Annotated in this window: 4 protein-coding genes and 1 pseudogene; 2 read left to right on the top strand and 3 right to left on the bottom strand. The window is 46.7% G+C overall.

Translation table 11 applies throughout. The annotated features are described in order from the left end of the window. A partial coding sequence (locus EXE42_RS14730) for a lysylphosphatidylglycerol synthase transmembrane domain-containing protein (RefSeq protein ID WP_137706820.1) occupies positions 1-901 on the top strand: 901 nt, incomplete at its 5' end. Positions 902-1204: 303 nt separating this feature from the next. Here EXE42_RS14730 and EXE42_RS20240 read toward each other — a convergent pair. Next, positions 1205-1456 (bottom strand): annotated as a pseudogene (locus EXE42_RS20240) (IS6 family transposase); the annotation flags it as partial. Between the two features lie 267 nt (positions 1457-1723). Here EXE42_RS20240 and EXE42_RS14725 point away from each other — a divergent pair. After that, positions 1724-2623 (top strand): glycosyltransferase family 2 protein, encoded by a 900-nt coding sequence (locus EXE42_RS14725; RefSeq protein ID WP_137694910.1) that lies wholly within the window; start codon positions 1724-1726, stop codon positions 2621-2623. 157 nt (positions 2624-2780) lie between these two features. Here EXE42_RS14725 and EXE42_RS14720 read toward each other — a convergent pair whose 3' ends face one another. Together EXE42_RS14720 and EXE42_RS14715 are read right to left on the bottom strand one after the other, a co-directional pair. Further along, positions 2781-3914: a glycosyltransferase family 4 protein gene (locus EXE42_RS14720; RefSeq protein WP_137706819.1), complete on the bottom strand. Its 1134-nt coding sequence runs from the start codon at positions 3912-3914 to the stop codon at positions 2781-2783. Between the two features lie 146 nt (positions 3915-4060). Continuing rightward, positions 4061-5567: hypothetical protein (locus tag EXE42_RS14715; protein WP_206750717.1), on the bottom strand; the 1507-nt coding region annotated here is incomplete at its 5' end.

Raw genomic sequence — 5567 nt, 5'->3', positions numbered from 1 at the left:
CTTTGGGCTGTTCGTCGTCGGTGACGCCTCGCAAGTCGTTTCGGCACTGCTTGCGGTTGATCGCTGGCGGGTTGGTGTCGTGTTCCTCCTCGCTACGATTAGCTATGCTGTCCGGTTTCTCAAGTGGGAATACTATCTTCGCCACTTAGACATTGACATCCCACTCAAGACAAGTCTGATCGTGTTTTTCAGCGGTTTGATGATGGTCGTGACTCCTGGGAAAGCAGGTGAAGTCTGGAAGGCCTGGTTCCTTCGTGACCTCCGTGATGTACCAGTCAGTCAGACAGCGTCCGTGGTCGGTGCTGAACGAGTAACTGATCTGATCGCACTGTCGGCCTTTGCGTTTCTCGGGTTACTCATTTATCAGCGGTCATCGGTCGTGTTGATCGGCGTGATTCTCCTGTTCTTGCTCGGCATCAGTCTGCTTCAGTGGCGAACGTTTTGTCTACGTGTCTTAGGATGGCTAGAGACGCTTCCGATCGTCGGGTCGTATGTAACCGAGTTAGAGGAGTTCTATGAGAGTACGTATACGCTGTTCCAAGTGTGGCCACTCAGTACCGCGTTCCTCATTAGCCTCGTGGCGTGGGGCTTAGAGGGAGTTGCGCTGTGGGTGGTGCTAAGTGGTTTCAGTTCGGAAGCGACCCTCCTCGCTGCGTTGTTCGTGTTCGGGTTGGGATCGGTCGTGGGTGCGGCCAGCCTCCTTCCTGGGGGGTTAGCGGCCGCAGAAGCCAGTATGGTCGGAATGCTCGTCATCTTGGGATACACCCAGACAATTGCGGTAAGTGCGACAGTGATTATCCGGGTCGGAACGCTCTGGTACGGAGCAATCCTGGGAACGTGTGTCTTCGTCGTCTACCGGTTTGTGAGAGATCAGGGCCAAGTCACAAGCCCGAGCAACTGATTCAAGCTGGTTCGCTACTCAGTTTGGAATATGTTGGTAGACTGGTCGTGCTAACAGATACACTGTAATACAACTGACGATCAGCAGAAACACGATATTGACCGTCTGAACTAAGCTCGATGAGAAGCTCCGGAGAGATTGTCCGATAGTGATGTAAAAAATATCCCAGGGTAGTTCACCAATGATAATCCCGATCGCGAAGTTTCAGCTGGAGATAACGGCCAAGCCAGCCCCAATAGAGACACTCTCTGCGGGAGCTGGTAACAGTTGAGCGGCAACCATTCCTCGAAGTTCGCTCCCAGATGTCTCGGTAACCACAATGTGATCCGGGCACTGACCAGCTTCAGGCTGTAGATCGACTTTGTGAACCCAATTATGAACGGATAATCGAGTACGTTCGACGCCGAATATATCATCGAGAATATATTTGAAAGTGATAATCCAGCGAGATGGAACTGAATACCGAGATTCATTACACCTCGGTGTCTCCTTTCGCCTCATAAAACCTAATTTGATCTTGTCGACACTTCCAATGACGCGTATGCGTTCGGGCATGAATTACCCAGAAAAGACACCGCCTCAATCTTCATTCTTGTCTGAACACCACTGGAACGAATACAGTTAATGTATTCATCCGTGAAGTGCCGTCCTCTCAGATTATCAATATTAGTGGGTACGTCGAAACGGCAGATCCCATCCTAAACGCGGCGCAGCACAAAACTGTGTGCGATGATCCGATATATGCGATACAGATAAACTTCGGAACAACTGTTGTCTATATGATGGTTAAGTAAATTAAGCCAGAAGAGAAAGGCATCACACATGACAGGTGGCTCGGTGGTTGAAAGCAATCCAACGGTGGGGGCGGTTATCGTTAATTATCGCTCAGAAGAGGAAACTCATCGTCTGACGGCCGAACTCTATGAAGGCGTTGATGAACTCGTTATCGTAGATAATAGTTCGCCTTCGGCGACACTGGATCAGCTGGCAAGGAGCACAGAGAGGGTGTCATATCTTGAGAGTGACGGCAATGTTGGTTATGCTGCGGGGAACAATCTTGGAATACAACATCTTTCAGAGGAATGTGATTGCTATTTCATAATCAATCCAGATACTAATCTTCCAGATATCGAAGTAGTATCGCGGCTAGCGAGAAAAATCCTTGTGAATCCCGAGGTCGGTATTCTTGCGCCCGCTGTGGGTGATGATCCGCCCTCACAGCAACACCGAGATACAGCGGCTGTACGGCTTATGCATCGGTTCGGCTATCTGCCATCAGTCGGGTCCCGCGATGATGAACTTGTCCCCCGAACACAGGTCGTCGGCTGCTCGATGATGATTTCGGCAGATATGATTGAGGATATTGGATTGCTTGATCCGTCGTTTTTCCTCTACGTGGAGGAAATCGAATACTGTTTTCGGGCACGAGAACACGGATATCAGGTCGCATTCGATCCTGAGAGTGTTGTCGAACACAATCACGAAGAGACTGGGTTTGTACATACCAATCCGTACCAAGTCTACTATAGAACACGAAATCTGTTCCAGCTTGCTCGTCGCCGATTCTCGGGAGTGGGGCAGCTTCTCTTTCTCTCATCAGTTGGGATTTTGTTGTATGTAATCACGAGGAATCAAGAATGGACGCTACTGAAACCGTGGTTCGAAGGTTTTGTCGATGGTGTTCTTGGACGGACTGGACGAACTAGGTACCTCACCGACTAATCGATCAACGCTGTAATTTCGTAGGCACAGTGATTTACCTAACCTTGGAGGCGCAGTTACAAGGTCACGTTGTTTTATGATATTGTGGGCAAATAAGGACGATTATTACTGTAACTGAATTATCTTTATGACCATCTCATTTTCCAAACAATCATAACTACACTGCCCTTTTTTTACTAATATTAGAATATATTTTTATAATATCAGTTAGAATATTATCTGGGTGAAAACAATCTTTTACATATTCTATATTTTCTTGGCCTATTTGATCCTGATTTTTATATGCATATTTTATCGCCTTACTAAGACTACTTGGATCTGATGGACTACATAATAAATCTGGTTGTGGGACTATTTCCGATGGCCCTCCAGTATTAGTTGCAACAACTGGGAGGCCAGATTGCATTGCTTCAAGGATCGTACCAAATGGTTCTGGCCACACACCGGGATGAACAAACACATCTGAATCATCAAATACCTGTGAGATTTTCTCATAGGGAATTTTTCCGGTAAACGAGATTCGTTCTGACGCTGAACTGGAAGATGCACGGGCTTCTAAATGTTCTTTCTCAGGACCACCACCAACAACTGTCAGTGAATAGTTTGTTGGTAGATGATTCATAGCATCAACGAGATACTTTACACCCTTTGACGGGCGCAAATGGCCCACATACACAAGGTTACCTCTCTCAGACGAGGTCCTCTTCATTGACGAAGCAAAGTTTGGATCAATCATGTTTGGAATGACCTCAAACTCACAGTCTGAAAGCCCCCATTCTTGATATTTTTCTTTGACAGGCCGACTCAGTGGGAGAAACATGTCGATTTTACGCATTTGTCTCTTCAATCTAGGTCGTTCAGCTCGGAGAAGTGTTAGTTCATACAATTTACGCTCAATTGACGGACTAATATTTACGGCCTGTCTATTCATTAATGAATATGAATTTAATGTCGCTACTGAGGGTATCTGTAATCTCTCAGAAATTCGACCAACTGCTGGATGTAAATCCATGTTATATGCATGAATAACATCACACTCAAGTTCATAATCAATGAGTCTCCGATATGCAATTTCGTTAGGAATAGTGTACGGATAAGTTGGGAGATCAGCTAGACGAGCAACTTTGACATCGTTTATAATCTCCGTATTCTTGCCATCGAATGAGACTACTGTTATGTTCCCAATTTCTTCACTTCTTTTTAATTGTTCTGCAAGTAATTGGGCACTAACTTCACCCCCGCCAGCATGCGTTGGCGGATATCTAGGTGTGACAAGGCAAATGTCTGTCATTTTATGAAATGTGCGGGCGATGTCTGAACAATTGGATGATTCGAAACTGTGGCACTCTATTGAGGTGAAATTTTGTAAGTTGACCCTTTCGCAGTCTAAAATACTCTTGATTTTGTATATTGGATTTCATCGGTTGTCGTCGACTGTCAGTCAGCTTTCTTTATAAATACTTCTCCTACTCCATTAGAATAGACCGTATTATCATTTGAATTACTATTTGGTAGATAAACGAATGCGTATTCTCGCGAGCCGAGGGTGACCCCTCCCGAATCTATCATTAAGCCTGTTTTTTCGGCGTGTTTAGAGTGTATATAGATAGTTCCATTAGTGATTGCACTTCGATTAACAGTTGTAGACACTTCCCCGTCTTCAAGTCGTTGTACTGGTATATTACTGCTTGTTCCTGCCGTTGTGAACACCTCATTACCAGTGATACGAGAATCAGTCCATATTTGAACTGCATTGTTTGATGCCGTTTCATACCGTTTGTAAGTCGGTATCTCGTCACTGTGTGGCGATAGAGAAACCCCCGCCACTGGTGAACTCAATGCTAAGATTGCAAGTACGACGACAACGCTCGAAGCAACGACATTCGAACGTGTATATGAATGGAATGCTATGATCCCGATTGCACACGCGAGATTTAGGCCGAATAATGCGAGAAGAGAGTAAATTCTCTGTGGGGGGATGTCTGTAGCATTGCCAAATATACTGAAGCCGATTATTCCAAAGCCGACTACGATCCAGAATGCAACCGCGTCAAGGCCCCATTCCTGTCGACGGACAATAGTGGCGAAACCGAGCATTGATGTTGCAAACATGACCAACTGACCGCTAGTGGAAACGAAAAGGAGTGAGAGTGACAACTGTGAGTACCGTCCCCCACCTGAACCACCACCACTTGCACCCTCCCCGAAAAGCAATTCAACTAAAGAGAGAACGACATCGGCGATTCGGCCTGTCATCTCCCCCGTTACCAGACCGGCATACCCTAGATACATTATACATAGAATTCCAAACGCGATCGTCGTGCGGACGGGGATACGCTCAGAATAATCGAGACCATTTAACACCGGAATTCCGCTGAGATATAGCCAGATTACGCCGGTCACTATTAGCGCGGCCCCGCCGCTGTATGTGTGTCCAAAGATCAAGTACACCATCACTAGGAACAGAGGAGGAAGATATCGCTTCGAATCGCCGAGACCACACTCGATTTTGAATACGGAGAGAACGATCAACGGAATCAATGGATAAAAGAAATTCAACTTCGTCGGACGAGTGCCTTTTGCGATAGAATACGACATCAGTACGAAGATCAGCGCCGCGAGCAAGGCAGTCCGTCGGGATAGACCCGGAATCGCACGGTCAGCGTACGCGAGGATAAGAACCGTCCCAGCGATCGCCGCTGTTGCACCAAATCGATAGCTGATATCCACATTTAATCCGGTGACCTGAGCGAATTCCGCGACGAATACCATATGTCCCGGTGTGTGACTATACGTTCCAACCTGTTCGAGGCCCCCGGATACAACGATCGATTTCGCGGTCGGAATAAACGCGAAGGTGTCCGGAGAGTACATTCCTGCCGGAAAGGCTAGTTGCGAACTCCAGAATGTGAAGAACGCAAAAATGGCTATTTCGGCCGTAATG

The sequence above is a fragment of the Halorubrum sp. SP3 genome, from assembly GCF_005435195.1.
Classification (GTDB): domain Archaea; phylum Halobacteriota; class Halobacteria; order Halobacteriales; family Haloferacaceae; genus Halorubrum; species Halorubrum sodomense.
The sequence above is the reverse complement of the archived record's forward strand: the minus strand, read 5'-3'. Positions and strand labels throughout refer to the sequence as shown.